10 protein-coding genes and 1 pseudogene are annotated in these 15,592 nt (G+C 33.4%); 7 read left to right on the top strand and 4 right to left on the bottom strand.

Annotated elements, in window-relative coordinates; all coding sequences use genetic code 11:
* Position 1: 1 nt before the first annotated feature.
* The 3 genes from gltB to EAI80_RS01365 all read right to left on the bottom strand — a co-directional run bounded on the left by gltB (position 2) and on the right by EAI80_RS01365 (position 5,798).
* On the bottom strand, positions 2-4,513 hold the full coding sequence (gltB, locus tag EAI80_RS01360) for a glutamate synthase large subunit (RefSeq protein ID WP_129980659.1): 4,512 nt from the start codon (positions 4,511-4,513) through the stop codon (positions 2-4).
* A 162-nt stretch (positions 4,514-4,675) separates the two neighbouring features.
* Positions 4,676-4,810: a hypothetical protein gene (locus EAI80_RS13925; protein ID WP_255452541.1), complete on the bottom strand. Its 135-nt coding sequence runs from the start codon at positions 4,808-4,810 to the stop codon at positions 4,676-4,678.
* Between the two features lie 292 nt (positions 4,811-5,102).
* Positions 5,103-5,798, bottom strand: a complete 696-nt coding sequence (locus tag EAI80_RS01365) for a GntR family transcriptional regulator (protein ID WP_129980660.1) — start codon at positions 5,796-5,798, stop codon at positions 5,103-5,105.
* Between the two features lie 108 nt (positions 5,799-5,906).
* Here EAI80_RS01365 and EAI80_RS01375 point away from each other — a divergent pair.
* Positions 5,907-6,704 (top strand): annotated as a pseudogene (locus EAI80_RS01375) (HAD family hydrolase).
* A 15-nt stretch (positions 6,705-6,719) separates the two neighbouring features.
* Positions 6,720-7,586 (top strand): NAD(P)-dependent oxidoreductase, encoded by an 867-nt coding sequence (locus EAI80_RS01380; protein WP_129980663.1) that lies wholly within the window; start codon positions 6,720-6,722, stop codon positions 7,584-7,586.
* On the opposite strand, the gene EAI80_RS01385 is transcribed toward EAI80_RS01380, so the two are convergent.
* Positions 7,583-8,680, bottom strand: a complete 1,098-nt coding sequence (locus EAI80_RS01385; RefSeq protein ID WP_129980664.1) for an alanyl-tRNA editing protein — start codon at positions 8,678-8,680, stop codon at positions 7,583-7,585. The genes EAI80_RS01380 and EAI80_RS01385 overlap by 4 nt on opposite strands.
* Positions 8,681-8,822: 142 nt before the next feature.
* On the opposite strand from EAI80_RS01385, the gene EAI80_RS01390 reads away from it, so the two are divergent.
* From EAI80_RS01390 to EAI80_RS01410, 5 genes are all read left to right on the top strand, one after another.
* Entirely contained in the window at positions 8,823-10,169 is a 1,347-nt protein-coding gene (locus tag EAI80_RS01390) for an MATE family efflux transporter (protein ID WP_238634335.1), read from the top strand.
* A gap of 109 nt (positions 10,170-10,278) precedes the next feature.
* Entirely contained in the window at positions 10,279-10,557 is a 279-nt protein-coding gene (locus EAI80_RS01395) for an autorepressor SdpR family transcription factor (RefSeq protein ID WP_006506773.1), read from the top strand.
* Complete coding sequence (locus EAI80_RS01400; protein ID WP_238634337.1) at positions 10,544-11,170, top strand: SdpI family protein; 627 nt, start codon at positions 10,544-10,546, stop codon at positions 11,168-11,170. The genes EAI80_RS01395 and EAI80_RS01400 overlap by 14 nt, the downstream gene beginning before the upstream one ends.
* Positions 11,171-11,519: 349 nt before the next feature.
* Positions 11,520-14,252 (top strand): type I restriction-modification system subunit M, encoded by a 2,733-nt coding sequence (locus EAI80_RS01405; RefSeq protein ID WP_129980666.1) that lies wholly within the window; start codon positions 11,520-11,522, stop codon positions 14,250-14,252.
* A 1-nt stretch (position 14,253) separates the two neighbouring features.
* Complete coding sequence (locus tag EAI80_RS01410) at positions 14,254-15,447, top strand: restriction endonuclease subunit S (RefSeq protein ID WP_129980667.1); 1,194 nt, start codon at positions 14,254-14,256, stop codon at positions 15,445-15,447.
* Positions 15,448-15,592: the final 145 nt, after the last annotated feature.

Below are 15,592 nucleotides of genomic sequence, written 5' to 3' on the forward strand. Positions count from 1 at the left end.
ACTATTTTCCTCCTTTCATAGCTGCATTAAATGCTTCTACCTTAGCCTGATCTTCATCTAGACCCTGTGACTGATAATAAGCAATCAGATCCATCATCTTCTTATAATCATGTGGAATGATCTTCTTAAACTTACCAATATATGTCTTGAAATCATCTAAGAACATCTTGGCTTTCTCTGAACCAGTACACTTATAATGATTTTCAATTAATTCTCTTACTGTCTTAATATCATATGGCTTGTTGACTTCAGAATATTCTACAAGTGCACCATTTAGTTTTTCATATAAATCATTATTTGGATCATAGATATACGCAATACCACCACTCATACCAGCAGCAACATTTCTACCTGTTTCACCTAAAATAACAACTAAACCACCTGTCATATATTCTAATGCATGGTCACCGACACCTTCTACAACAGCCTTAGCACCGGAGTTTCTTACACAGAAACGTTCACCAGCAACACCATTGATATAAGCTTCACCACTTGTTGCACCATATAAAGCAACGTTACCAATAATAATATTGTCTTCAGCTTTGAATGTAGCTTCATGAGGTGTCTTCACAATAATCTTACCACCAGATAAACCTTTACCTAAGTAGTCATTAGAATCACCTGTTAACTCAAGAGTTAATCCCTTAGGAATAAAGGCACCAAAGCTCTGACCACCTGCACCAAATGCATGTACTGTAATAAAGTCATCTTCTACAAAATTACCTAAAGCCTTAGTGATATGAGAACCAAGAATAGTACCAAATGAACGGTCTGTATTAGACACTTCTACAGAAACTTCTGTCTTCTTATGAGACTGAGATGCCTGTTCTAATGCCTTTAATAATACCTTTGTATCAAGTACTTCATTTAATTTGAAGTCATATACATGAGCTGGATTAAAGCAGTTATGTGCATCGTTTGCATATGTGCTATCTAAGATCTTAGATAAGTCTATATGATACTGATCTGCAATATCCTTCTTCTTTAATAAGTCAGTATGACCAACCATTTCATCGATTGTTTTAAATCCTAGCTGAGCCATGTATTCACGCATTTCTTCAGCAACAAACTTCATGAAGTTTACTACATATTCAGGTTTACCTGTAAATCTCTTACGTAAGATAGGGTTCTGAGTTGCAACACCTACAGGACATGTATCTAAGTTACATACACGCATCATAACGCATCCCATAGTAATAAGTGGTGCTGTCGCAAAACCATATTCTTCTGCACCAAGTAAACATGCAATCGCAAGATCTCTACCAGTTAATAATTTACCATCTGTTTCGATTACGACACGATCTCTTAAATCATTCATGATTAATGTCTGATGTGCTTCCGCAAGACCTAATTCCCAAGGAAGACCTGCACTATAAACTGAGTTTCTAGGTGCTGCACCAGTACCACCATCATAACCAGAAATAAGAATAACCTGAGCACCCGCTTTCGCAACACCTGAGGCAATAGTACCAACACCTGCTTCAGATACTAACTTAACACTAATACGTGCTTCTTCATTCGCATTCTTTAAGTCATAGATTAACTGAGCTAAGTCTTCAATTGAATAAATATCATGATGAGGTGGTGGTGAAATAAGTGATACACCTGGAGTACTATGACGAGTCTTCGCAATCCAAGGATAAACCTTACCTGCTGGTAAGTGTCCACCTTCACCAGGTTTTGCACCCTGAGCCATCTTGATCTGAATTTCACTAGCAGAACATAAGTATTCACTTGTGACACCAAAACGACCACTTGCTACCTGTTTAATAGCTGAACATGTTGAATCACCATTAGGGCGAGTGACAAAACGTTCTGCATCTTCTCCACCTTCACCTGAGTTACTCTTACCATGTAATCTATTCATTGCGATAGCCATTGTTTCATGCGCTTCTTTTGAAATAGAACCATAACTCATAGCACCTGTCTTAAAACGTTTCACAATGTTTTCTACAGGTTCCACCTCTTCTAGAGGAATAGGTTTTCTCTTACTGAAGTCGAAGTCTAATAAACCACGTAAGTTAATACCTTCTTCTTCCTGACCAATAGTTTCAGAGAATTCCTTAAATAACTTATAATCACCTAAACGTGTGGCCTGCTGTAATAAGTGAATTGTCTTAGGGTTATAAAGATGGTTTTCTTTATGACTTCTTTCTTTATGGAATCCTCCAGAATCAAGTGTAGGATTTACATCATATCCAAGAGGATCAAAAGCCTGATTATGTAATGCATTTATATCAGCTTCAATATCCTTTAAAGTAATACCTTCAACTCTACTTACTGTATGAGGGAAGTATGTATCAATAACTTCTTTAGAAATACCAATGGCTTCAAAGTTCTGAGAACCACGATAAGACTGTAAAGTAGAAATACCCATCTTAGAAGCAATCTTAACAATACCAGAAAGTACAGCATGATTATAATCTTCTACTGCAGCATAGTAATCCTTTTCTAATAAACCATCTTCTACAGCCTGATGAATTGTATCCTGAACAAGATAGGCATTAATAGCACTTGCACCATAACCAAGTAATGTCGCAAAATGATGTACTTCTCTTGTTTCACCAGATTCAATAATTAAAGCCATCTTCATTCTCTTCTTAGTACATACTAAATAAGAGTTAACACTTGCGACTGCAAGTAATGCTGGAATAGCACAATGGTTATCATCTACACCACGGTCTGAAAGAATAATAATGTTTGCACCACGATGATATGCTTTATCTACTTCAATAAAGAGATGATCTAAAGCTTTCTTAAGAGATGTATTCTTATAATAAAGTGTAGAAATAGTTTCACTTTCAAAATCATCTGTATGAAGATGTTTTAACTTAAGAATATCTGTGTTTGTAAGAATAGGATTATGAATATGTAATAAACGACAGTTATCAGGTGAATCATTTAAGATATTTCCTTCAGTACCAATATCTAATGAAGTAGATGTGACAATCTCTTCACGAATAGAATCGATAGGAGGGTTAGTGACCTGGGCAAATAACTGTTTAAAGTAATTAAAGAGTGGCTGATGCATAGTGCTCATTGCCGCAAGAGGGGCATCATTACCCATAGCGATAATAGGTTCATTACCATTAGTAGCCATTGGAATAATATAGTCTTTAATATCTTCATACTTATAACCAAAAGCAGTCTGTAATGTTTCTAGCTTTTCATCACTAATGACTTCTACTCTTTCATTAGGAATCTTTAAATCCTTTAAGTATGTGAGATGTGAATCAAGCCATTCACCATAAGGTTCCTTTTGTGCATAATAGTCCTTTAATTCGTCATCATTAATAAGAACGCCCTTCTTAGTATCTACAAGAAGCATCTTACCAGGACGTAAACGATCCTTAACCACAATATCTTCTGTAGGAACATCTAAAGAACCTACTTCAGAAGACAAGATTAAATAAGAGTCTTTAGTAATATAGTAGCGAGAAGGTCTTAAACCATTTCTATCAAGTACAGCACCCATTAATTCACCATCAGAGAATAAAATAGAAGCTGGACCATCCCAAGGTTCCATGACTGTAGCGTTATAAGCATAGAAATCTTTCTTCTTTTTAGACATAGAAGGATTGTTTTCCCATGGTTCTGGAATACACATCATAACAGCACGAGGAAGTTCCATACCACTCATAACTAAGAATTCTAATGTGTTATCTAACATTGCAGAATCTGAACCATTTACATCTACAACAGGGAATACCTTTTCTGTATCTAATACATCACATTTCATGTTTTCTTCACGAGAAAGCATGTTGTTCGCATTACCTCTAATTGTATTAATTTCACCATTGTGGACAATAAAGCGGTTTGGATGTGCTCTTTGCCATGATGGATTTGTATTAGTAGAGAAACGAGAATGTACTAATGCAATCGCACTCTTATAATCTTCATCCTGTAAATCACTAAAGAAACTTCTTAACTGTCCTACAAGGAACATACCTTTATATACAATAGTACGGCTAGATAATGAACATACATAAGTATTTTCATTACTCTGTTCAAAAATTCTTCTTGCTTGATAAAGAAGACGATCAAAAGGAAGACCTGCTTCACAATCATCAGGTTTCTTTACAAAGCCCTGCATAATATAAGGCATTGCATCAATCGCTTTAGTACCTAATACCTCTTTATGTGTTTCTACCTTTCTCCATCCAAGGAAAGTCATACCTTCCTTAGTAATAATCTTTTCAAACATAGTCATTGCTTGATGTCTTTCTAGTTCATTCATAGGGAAGAAGAACTGACCTACACCATAATGACCTTCCTTAGGTAACTGGAAATCCTTTACACTCTTCTTAAAGAATGTATAAGGAATCTGTGTGAGGATACCAACACCATCACCTGTTTCTCCCTTTGCATCCTTACCTGCTCTATGCTCTAACTGTTCTACAATCTTTAACGCATTTGATACTGTCATATGCGTTTTTACACCTTTGATATTAACAACTGCACCAATACCACAGTTATCATGTTCAAAAGATGAATCATATAAACCTTTGTTCATGCACACACCTCCTATATAAGTGAAACTATATTACAAAATATTTTTATCATTGTAAAGAAAAATTGTTAATAAAGTTGTAAAATATTTTTAAATTTATGAATATACGAAAAATAACATAATATACCTTCATTAAAGCGAAATAGCATAATAAAAAGAAAGCCTTTACGGCTTTCTTTTGATAATTTCTTCTTGGATATGCTTAATACGATGATACATACCTGGATGATCATAAGAGGTATATTCAATGAAGTCTGCAGGATACAAATCTATATCATGATAATGATAAAAATCAATCATTTCATATTAAAAACTTTCTTTATTCATTGCTGAAATTAAAAAATATATAAAAATCATTGGTATTAATATTGAAATGCAAGCGCATACGTACTATAATACCCATAGAATCTAGAACGCAAATAAATGACTGCTTAAAATTGCAGAAGGACAAATATTATAAAACCATTTCTCAATTAATGCCTATCAACTTATTGTCATTCCTAAATACTGCGAATATATAATCCGGATTGTTCCTCACTGCATGTTGCCTCTAGATAAGAAAAAAAAGAACCCTGCGAGGTTTTTTTTTTTCTTAGTCTACATTAGATGCATAGAAATTAGTTGTCTTATAGTTATACACAATACGTGATACATTAAATAACTGTCCATTAGAAAGATGTACATAATCTTCTACTTCTAATGCTGGACTACCTTCTTCTAATCCTAGAATAGAAGCTTCCTGTGCACTTAACTGTTTAACATGGAAATACTTATCTGCAAAACCAATACTTAACTTTAAATCATTCTTAATATAACTATAGATTGACTGACTTGCAATACGACGATCAAGTGAAGGAACAAGATCCTTATTATAGTAAGTATATTCAATAGCCATTGGAACACCATCCATCTTTCTTACTCTTTCAATATAATAGATAGGTGTAGTGAGTTCACATTGCATACGTTTTGATAGTTCTTCTCCAGCCATCATAATATGGAATCCCTTGACATCAGTAGTAATCTTATGACGTGGGGCATTCTCAGTAATACCACAAGAACCATTCATCCATAAAGAATCATCATCTCTTGTATGACGTACAAATACACCACTTCCCTGAATAGAGAATAGAGTACCTTGTTTCTTTAAAGTACGGATCGCATTTCTAATTGTATTTCTGCTTACTTGATACTGTTCAATTAACTGATCTTCTGTTGGTAGCTTATCAGTATATTCATTTTTTTCAATTTTGTGGATAATATCTTCCACTACTTCTTGATATTTAGACATTTTTTCATCACCGCCCACATATTAACATAACCTAACTTTTTGGTCTAGTGCGAAAATAGTGATATAATGCATTTTGAGGTGAAAAGTATGAATTTTACACAAATTAAGATGATTATTTGTGATATGGACGGTACTTTGTTGGATAATCAGAAGAATTTACCTCCATATTTTAATCAAATATATAAGGAATTGTATGATAGAAATATCATTTTTGCGATTTCATCCGGAAGACAGATGGGAGAAGTGAGAAAGTATTTTAAAGGAAATAAAACTATCTACCTTATGGCTGAAAATGGTGGCTATATATAACATGACGGAGATACGTTATTTGCAGACTATATGAACCAGGAAGATGTATGTAAGCTTACAAACTATGTGAATAAGCTTAAAGGCACGGCTCCTATGTTAAGTGGTAAGAAGGCTATGTATGCATTCAATAAAGATAAGGAACTTATAAGTAAGCATACAAGTCACTTTAATATTACTTATGTAGATACAATAGAAGATATTGATGATGATATATTTAAAATTACAGTCTGTGACCCTATGGATCCAGTGAAGAATTGTTTGGAAGGTCCTTTGTCTCGTATTAAAGGTTTTGAAGTGAAGCCATCAGGAGACTGTTGGATTGATATTAATAAGAAGGGACAATCTAAAGCAGATAGTGTTGTCTTCTTACAAAAGACATTAAGTATATCAGAAGAAGAAACAATGGTATTTGGGGATGCTGATAATGATCTATCGATGTTCACACATGCTTATTATAGTTTTGCGATGAAGAATGCAGATCACTTTATACAAAGTAAAGCACGTTTTGTGACTCAAGAAGATAATGATCATGATGGGGTCATGAAGACAATACAGAAGATGATTGAAAATGAAGATGGATTATTGATTAATATATAGAGGAGGAGATATAAAATGAAAAAGATTGGATTTATTGGTTTAGGTATTATGGGGTTGCCTATGGCAGGTCATTTAATGGATGCAGGTTATGAAATGCATATTTATGCAAGACATCCAGAAAAGGTGACATCTTTAGTAGAAAAGGGTGCGACACTTCATTCTACTATTCATGATTGCGTGAAAGATGTAGATGCAGTCATGACTATTGTAGGTTTTCCACAGGATGTAGAAGAAGTTTATTTTAATAACAACAACATTCTAGATTCAGTAAAGGAAGGTACATATCTTATTGATATGACAACTACATCACCTACACTTGATCAAAGAATATATGAAGAAGGTAAAAAGAGAAATCTCCATGTATTAGATGCACCAGTCACTGGTGGAGATACAGGCGCAAAGAATGCGACTCTTTCTATTCTTGTAGGAGGAGACAAAGAAGATTATGAAGCATGTCTTCCTTTATTTGAAGCTATGGGTACTAATATTAATTATCAGGGTCCTAGTGGTTCAGGACAGCATGCAAAGATGGCCAATCAGATCATGATTGCAGGGGCATTATCTGGTGTATGTGAAGCACTCACATATGCATCTAGTAAAGGTTTGGATTTAGATGTTTTATTAAAGTCTGTGTCTACCGGTGCGGCAGGAAGTCATCAGTTAGATGCTTTTGGACCTAAGATTTTAAAGGCTGATTATCAACCAGGATTCTTTATGAAACACTTTATTAAAGATATGAAACTTGCTGATGAAGAAGCCAAAGAATCAGACATTACACTTAATGTATTAGAAACAGTATTAAGAAACTATCAGGAATTAGAAAAAGAAGGCTATGGTGACTTAGGTACACAAGCTTTAATGAAGTATTATAAAAAGCCCTAAGAGAGGGCTTTAAGCAATTCAGTCTTAGAAGCAGGGGTAAATCCCTGGATCATCTCTTTTGATCCTCCACCTTTGCTTTTAAGGCTTTTTAATTGTGTTAATATATCTAATGCATTTGATGTAGAACCTATGACATAACGATAACCTTTCTCATCATTTCCTACAAATACACCACCTGTACTATAAACATGGACGAGGTGATTAGTCACTTCTCTTTGATTTATAGGTAAACAGTCTTCTACAAATAAATAAGCATGATCACATAAAGAAATCATATGTTCTTTCTCTAGTTGTGCATATTTGACTTCTAAAGCTGTTTTTTCTTCATACATCTTATTGACTTGTTTTACAAGTGTTTGATTGTTGGAAGAGAAAAGATGATAAAGTGATTCAAGATGATCAAAATCATCCTTAAAACGATGATAAGCACGTTCACCAAATAAGAATATAAAACGTGTTCCTCGAGTTGTATGAATTACTTTGATGATCTTGAATACGCCTAATTCACCTGTTCTTTTTACATGGGGTGCACAACATGCACATATATCATAATCTTTGATCTCTACAATACGTACTTTACCTTCAATCTCTTTCTTAGAACGATAAGAGATGCTCTCTAAATCATCAGGATAGAAACAATGAATCTCTTTATTCTCATAGATAGCTTGATTCACTTTCTCTTCTATTAAATCAATATCCTTGATATCACCATCATATTCTACTTGTCCTTCTTCACTATTTAGATGGAAACTCACATTATCATAACCATATAAACTATGCACAATACCAGAAAGAAGATGTTCTCCCGTATGATTCTGCATAAAAGAATAACGTCTCTTCCAGTCAATATGACCTTCTATTGTATCTCCTACCTGTAAGTGATGCTTCTTTACATAGTGGATAATCACATCATTCTTAATCTGTACATCCTTAACAGGAATATCATTAATAGTCCCTAGATCACATTCCTGACCACCTTCCTCAGGAAAGAAAAGTGTCTGGTCAAGAATGATTTCATTCTTATTTACTTCTACTACTGTTGCCTTGAAATCTGTACTATAAGGCATTTCATCATATAATTTTATTGTTTTCATATATATCACCTTTATTATTCTAACATAAACACTTGACCGAGAGGTACTACCGAGTGTTAAAGTGTTTTCATAATTTGTGAGTTATGAATTATAAATATTAATTTGTGTTAGAATAACACAGAAAAAGAAGGGAGAAATTATAGTGGATAAAAAGAAAACATCAGTCAATATGCTGGAGGGTTCAATATTTAAGAGTTTAGTTATCTTTATGATTCCAATTCTTATATCAAACATCTTCCAACAATTCTATAACACAATGGATACTGCCATTGTAGGAAATACTTTAGGAATGACATCACTTTCTGCCATTGGTTCATGTGCAGCGGTCTATGACTTATTAGTAGGTTTTGCGTTAGGTATTGGGAATGGGTTATCTATTGTCACTGCAAGAAGCTATGGTTCAGGAGATGAAGAACTCTTAAAGAAATCAGTTGCAGCTAGTTTTGTGATTGGTATTATATCTTCTATTGTGATTACTATTATTGCCTCTGTTGGAATCAAACCATTACTTATTGCAATCAATGTATCACCGGACTTACTAAATGAAGCTTACAGCTATATTATTGTGATTGTACAATTCTTAGTCGTTATGTTTGCCTATAATCTATGTGCAGGGTTATTACGTGCTATAGGGAATAGTTTAATGCCTTTAGTGTTCTTAATCATATCATCAGTATTAAATATCGGTTTAGACTTATTCTTTATCACACAGCTTCATATGGGTGTTAGAGGAGCAGCAGTTGCGACAGTTATTGCTCAGGGTGTATCAGTCGTATTCTGTTTGATTTATATCTTTAAGAATGTCCCATTACTCGTACCAGAAAAGAGACATTTTAAATTTGATGCAGCTCTTTACAAAGAACTATTAGGACAGGGATATTCTATGGCTGTTATGAGTGCGATCGTTAATGCCGGTTCAGTTATCTTGCAGTCAGGTATCAATGGTTTAGGAAGCAAACAAATCATTGCAGGTCATACGGCTGCAAGAAAACTTTATATGTTCTTTAATATGCCATTTACTGCCATGGCTCAAGCAGCAAGTACATTTGTATCTCAAAACAAAGGCGCAGAAAATGTATCACGCATTCGCAAAGGTATGAAACAGATGTATATCTATGATATTGTTGTGGCCGCAATCGCAACCGTTATTCTATTATTAAGTGCCCCTACACTTGTAACATGGATTTCTGGTACAACAGACAAGACAGTCCTATACAATGGTTCACTTTATTTACGTATCGTAGCTCCTAACTATGCAGTATTAGGTATATTAATGCAGACAAGATTTGCTTTGCAAGGTATTGGACAGAAGATGTTACCACTTGTATCTAGTATTATTGAATTAGTCGGTAAGATTATCTTCGTATTCGCACTTATTCCAGTCTTTAAATATATGGCTGTCATCTTCTGTGAACCAGTCATCTGGGTCGTTATGACAATCTATCTATTAATCGTATTCTGGAGAGATCCATTCATTAAAGAGGCTTAGGCCTCTTTTCTTGCAATACCTATTTAGAAATATTTCTAAATAGGTATTGCATTTCTTGGTATTTATTGTATAATCTATTTAGAAAGTTATCTAAATAGGTGGTGAACATATGTTTGAGAAAACATTTAAAGCACTCAGTGCACCAGTAAGAAGAGATATTCTTAACTTATTAAAGAAAGGAAGGATGTCTGCAGGAGATATCGCTGCACAATTTGATATGACACAGGCCACTGTCTCATATCATTTATCGATATTAAAATCTGCAGACTTAGTAAGAGAAGAAAAAGATAAGAATTATATTTATTACGAAATTAATGCGACTGTGTTTGAAGAAATGTTGTTGTATTTTAAGTCTTTTTTAGGAGGAAATGATGATGTTGAAGAATAAATGGTTTAAGTTTAGTTTGGTATTATTTCTGTTGCCACTTGTATGTATATTAGTGACTTATAATAAGTTACCTGCACAAGTTGCAACACACTTTGATTTTCATGGTACACCTGATGGGTATATGAATAAGTTCTTAGGTTTATATGGTGTGTGGGCGTTTATGTTATTGCTTCATATATTCTGTACCTTCATGACATTTAAGGATCCTAAAAAGAGTAATATACCAGAAGTAGGATTAAGAATCATATTAATGATCTGCCCAGTTATATGTTTGATGGTCACTCTACTTATTATTACATATAGTCTAGGCTATCGTTTTGATATGACATTTATTATGAATATATTAATAGGCTTCATCTTTATTATTTTAGGTAATTACTTACCTAAAATAATAAGAAACTATACTATAGGTATTCGTACTTCATGGGCATTAAATAGTGATGAGAACTGGTCACGTACACATAGATTTTCTGGTTATGTGTTTGTATTGAGTGGAATGTTGTATATTATTTTTAGTATGTTAGGTTATATGTTTATTGGTTTAGGTATTATACTTATATCTAGTTTATTATGTTTTGGATATAGCTATAGTTTATACAGAAAGGGGATTTAGTGGTATACCACTAAATCTCTTTTTTTAATAGCATTTTCTAAAACTGCAAATTGGTGCATAAAATACAAAAGTAGTGTATAGTAATGGATGGGTAAGGGAATAGCTCATACCAAAATCCGATTTCCTTACCATGATCACCGTAGGTGATCTTTTTTTTATGCCTTGAACTAGTAAATCAAACAAAAAAATGAAATTATTTTTAATGACGTATAAAAATAGGAGTTGTCAAGAGCTTAAAAAAGTATGTGTTTATTAATGAAGTGTATAATAAAAAATATAAAGGTGAATAAACCAGAATGTAATTGTGATATGATATTAATGTTAGATAGAAAAAGGAAGGTTGTCAGAAATGAATAAACAGGAGTTAGCAAACAAAATATGGAAAACCGCAAATGATATGCGTTCCACAATTGAGGCGAATGAGTATAAAGACTTTATTTTAGGTTTTATCTTTTATAAGTATTTGTCTCATCAGGAAGTAAAGTTCTTAAGAGATAATGACTTTACTGATGACGATATTAAAGGACTAACAGAAGAAGATACTGAAACAGTTGAATTTATTCAGAAAAACATTGGTTATTTTATTGATTATAATAACTTGTTTTCAACATGGATTGGAAAGAAGAAAGACTTTGATATTTCAAATGTAAGAGATGCTTTGAATGCATTTGATAGATTGATTTTTAAATCTCACAAGAAAGTATTTAATAACATCTTTAGAACATTGCAGGAAGGTTTAAGTAAATTAGGTAAAGATTCTAAAAGTCAGACAAGTACTGCAAGTAGCTTGATTCAAACAATTAATGAAATCCCAATGGATGAAAAACAGGACTATGATGTTTTAGGCTTTATTTATGAATATTTAATTGAGAAGTTTGCATCTAATGCTGGTAAAAAAGCAGGAGAATTCTATACTCCACATGAAGTTTCTCTATTGATGTCTGAAATTATTGCAGACTATTTAGGTGATAGAGAAGGTATTAAGATTTATGACCCTACAAGTGGTTCTGGATCATTATTAATTAATATCGGTCACAGCGTAGCAAAGAGAATGAACAACAGCGACAATATTAAGTATTATGCTCAGGAACTTAAAGAAAATACTTATAACTTAACTCGTATGAATTTAGTTATGAGAGGTATAAAACCAGATAATATTGTGACTAGAAATGCAGATACTTTAGAAGAAGATTGGCCTTATTTTGATGAAACTAATCCTGATGCAACATATGACCCTTTATATGTAGATGCTGTTGTATCTAATCCACCATACAGCCAGAACTGGAACCCTACTGATAAAGCAAATGATGCACGTTATAATCGTTATGGAGTAGCACCTAAAGGAAAAGCCGATTACGCATTCTTGCTTCATGATTTATTCCATGTAAAGCCTGATGGTATTATGAGCATTGTATTACCTCATGGTGTCTTATTCCGTGGTGGTGAAGAAGGTGAAATCAGAAAGAACCTTATTGAATATAATAATATTGATACTATCATTGGTTTACCAGCAAATATCTTTTATGGCACAGGTATTCCTACTATTGTCATGGTTCTTAAACAGAAAAAGGATAATGATGATGTACTTATTATTGATGCTTCTAAGGGATTTATGAAGGAAGGTAAGAATAATAAGTTACGTGCATGCGACATTAAAAAGATTGTAGATACAGTCAGAGAAAGAAGAAGCATTCATAAATATTCAAAAGTTGTTTCTAGAGAAGAAATTAGAAACAATGACTATAACTTAAATATTCCTAGATATGTTGATTCTTCTGAAGAAGCAGAACATTGGGATATTTATGCTTCTATGTATGGAGGAATTCCTAAAGAAGAAATAAATGCATTAAAAGAGTATTGGGATGTTTTCCCTAATCTTAAAGAAGCTTTATTCAAAGAAACTAATAGTAAGTATGTTGAACTAAAAGTAGATGATATTAAAGAATCAGTTAAACAAAATAGTGATGTAAAAGAATTTGAAGAACAATTTAAGAATGCATTTGATTCTTTTGGTGGTTTCTTAAAACAGAACTTAATTGTGGATATTAATAATGTCCAGATAACTAAGGAAGAAGAAATTATTACTGAAGATGTGTTTAATAGATTAGTTAATGTACCTCTTATTGATAAATATAAGGCTTATCAGTTAATTGATGAAGAATGGCATGAAGTATCTACAGATTTAGAAATGATTCAGACAGAAGGCGTTTCTTGTATTACAAAGGTAGATCCTAATATGGTTGTAAAAAACAAGAAAGAAGTACAGGAAGGATGGGTAGGTCATATTATTCCTTTTGACCTTGTTCAAAATACTTTGTTAAAAGAAGACAAAGATGCTTTAACTCATACTAATAATTTGATTTCTGAATATGATTCACAGTTAAGTGATTTAGTTGAAGGTATTTCAGAAGATGATAAGGAAGAAGAACTATTCAATGAAGCAGGAGATGCTTTTGTACCTAAAGAATTAGATAAAAAAGTTAAAGAGATTCAGGAACAGATTACTTCACCAGAAATTGAAGCATTACAGCATTACCTAGAACTATCTAAGAAAGCTGATAAAGAATCCTTTGTTTACAACAATCCTCAAGTAGCTTGGAATAAGATGGATGGAAACAATGGTTCTTATAGCAAGAGTGTAGTGAATAACTATATTAAGACTTTAAGAGAAGAACATACATTTGATGAAGATAGTTATGAATATATCTTATGTAAAGCAAGTAGTATTCTAGAAAAACAGAAGTCATTAAAGTCTCAGGTAAAGAAAGATGCTGAAGCATTGGAAAAGAAAACAAAGAAAACTATTGAAGGACTTTCTAAAGAACACGTAGACTACCTTCTAACAAAGAAATGGATAGATAGTCTTATTGATAATCTATTTAAGTTACCTGTTGAAATAGTTGATGAACTTATTAAGAGTGTTGAAGCATTACAGAAGAAGTATGAGACTACTTATTTTGATATAGAGAAAGAAATTAAGGAAACTGAAGCTAGTTTATGTAGTATGATCGATGATCTAGTAGGTGATGAATATGATATGAAAGGACTTAGTGAGTTAAAATCACTACTTTCAGGTGAATAGTATGGAAAAGAGTAGAAAACCTAAGATCAGATTTAAGGGATATAATGATGATTGGGAACAGCGTAAGTTGGGAGACATAATGAATATCGCTTCCGTAAAACGTATTCACCAGTCAGATTGGACAGACAGCGGGATTAGGTTCTTAAGGGCAAGAGATATTGTATCAGCGTCAAAAAACGAAGAGCCTGACGATTACCTGTATATTTCAAAAGAAAAGTATGATGAATACAGTTTGACATCAGGGAAGGTTGCTATTGGAGACTTACTTGTAACAGGTGTAGGAACAATCGGAGTGCCCTATTTAATAAGGAATTCAGAGCCTATGTACTTCAAAGATGGCAATATTATATGGTTTCAAAACGGCACTAAAATTGATGGAGATTTCTTTCTTTACTCTTTCTCTGGAAAGGCAATTCAAGACTTTATTAACGAGTCAGCGGGCATTGGAACAGTAGGAACATACACTATTGAAAGCGGTAAAAAGACACCTATTTCCTTGCCTAAAATGAAAGAGCAACAGAAAATTGGTGCTTGTTTCCACAATATTGACAACCTTATCACCCTTCATCAGCGAAAGCTTGAGAAGTTGATGAATGTTAAGAAATCTATGCTTGAAAAAATGTTTCCTAAACAAGGTAGTGTTGTTCCAGAAATTCGTTTTTGTGGATTTACAGATGCTTGGGAACAGCGTAAGGTTCAAGATGTTGCTGATCGCTTTGATAATCTGCGTATCCCTGTTGCAGCAAATCTCCGAGTTCACGGAACAACACCGTATTATGGTGCCAACGGAATTCAGGATTATGTGGACGGATTTACGCACGATGGAGAATTTGTCCTTGTTGCAGAAGATGGGGCGAATGACTTAAAAAACTACCCTGTAAAATGTGTAAATGGGCGTGTTTGGGTCAATAATCACGCTCATGTCCTTCAAGGAAAGGCGAGAATAGCTGATAATAGTTTTCTTGCCTTTGCCATAAGTCAATCAGATATTGAATCACTTTTGGTTGGTGGTGGTCGTGCAAAGTTAAACGCAGAAAACCTAATGAGCATTGAGTTTAGGCTACCTTGTTTGCAAGAACAGTATCAAATCGGCGAGTATTTGTCACAGCTCGACAATCTTATCACCCTTCATCAGCGAAAACTGGAAAAGTTGAAAAACATAAAGAAATCAATGTTAGAAAAAATGTTTATATAGAGTAAATTATTTTCATGAATATATAGTTTCTGCATAAGATGTCTATTTATATCAGCGAAACAAGTGATTAAAGTGATATTAGATAATAATGAATGTTTTTTAAGTGTAAATGTTTAATATTACTATTGTTGAATTTGTATCAAAA

This window comes from Catenibacterium sp. co_0103 (genome assembly GCF_004168205.1).
In the GTDB taxonomy this organism is placed as follows: domain Bacteria; phylum Bacillota_I; class Bacilli_A; order Erysipelotrichales; family Coprobacillaceae; genus Catenibacterium; species Catenibacterium mitsuoka_A.